This window comes from Pseudomonas sp. V88_4 (assembly GCF_029967985.1).
GTDB classification, from domain to species: domain Bacteria; phylum Pseudomonadota; class Gammaproteobacteria; order Pseudomonadales; family Pseudomonadaceae; genus Aquipseudomonas; species Aquipseudomonas glycinae.
This window is the reverse complement of the sequence record NZ_JASCAF010000020.1, coordinates 1-1,045: the sequence shown is the minus strand read 5'-3', so window position 1 is coordinate 1,045 and position 1,045 is coordinate 1. Positions and strand designations below refer to the sequence as shown.

Below are 1,045 nucleotides of genomic sequence, written 5' to 3'. Positions count from 1 at the left end.
TTATCTGAAGCTTAGAAGCTTTTCTTGGAAGCATGGCATCAACCACTTCGTCGCCTAAAGGCAACTCGTCATCAGCTCTCGGCCTTGAAACCCCGGATTTACCTAAGATTTCAGCCTACCACCTTAAACTTGGACAACCAACGCCAAGCTGGCCTAGCCTTCTCCGTCCCTCCATCGCAATAACCAGAAGTACAGGAATATTAACCTGTTTTCCATCGACTACGCTTTTCAGCCTCGCCTTAGGGACCGACTAACCCTGCGTCGATTAACGTTGCGCAGGAAACCTTGGTCTTTCGGCGTGGGTGTTTTTCACACCCATTGTCGTTACTCATGTCAGCATTCGCACTTCTGATACCTCCAGCAAGCTTCTCAACTCACCTTCACAGGCTTACAGAACGCTCCTCTACCGCATCACTTACGTGATACCCGTAGCTTCGGTGTATGGTTTGAGCCCCGTTACATCTTCCGCGCAGGCCGACTCGACTAGTGAGCTATTACGCTTTCTTTAAAGGGTGGCTGCTTCTAAGCCAACCTCCTAGCTGTCTAAGCCTTCCCACATCGTTTCCCACTTAACCATAACTTTGGGACCTTAGCTGACGGTCTGGGTTGTTTCCCTTTTCACGACGGACGTTAGCACCCGCCGTGTGTCTCCCATGCTCGGCACTTGTAGGTATTCGGAGTTTGCATCGGTTTGGTAAGTCGGGATGACCCCCTAGCCGAAACAGTGCTCTACCCCCTACAGTGATACATGAGGCGCTACCTAAATAGCTTTCGAGGAGAACCAGCTATCTCCGAGCTTGATTAGCCTTTCACTCCGATCCACAGGTCATCCGCTAACTTTTCAACGGTAGTCGGTTCGGTCCTCCAGTCAGTGTTACCTAACCTTCAACCTGCCCATGGATAGATCGCCCGGTTTCGGGTCTATTCCCAGCGACTAGACGCCCTATTAAGACTCGCTTTCGCTACGCCTCCCCTATTCGGTTAAGCTCGCCACTGAAAATAAGTCGCTGACCCATTATACAAAAGGTACGCAGTCACAGAACAA

Annotated in this window: 1 rRNA gene; it reads right to left on the bottom strand. The window is 50.7% G+C overall.

Features of this window, described 5'->3' with window-relative positions:
- A 23S ribosomal RNA gene (locus tag QLG12_RS07165) occupies positions 1–1,045 on the bottom strand; the annotation flags it as partial.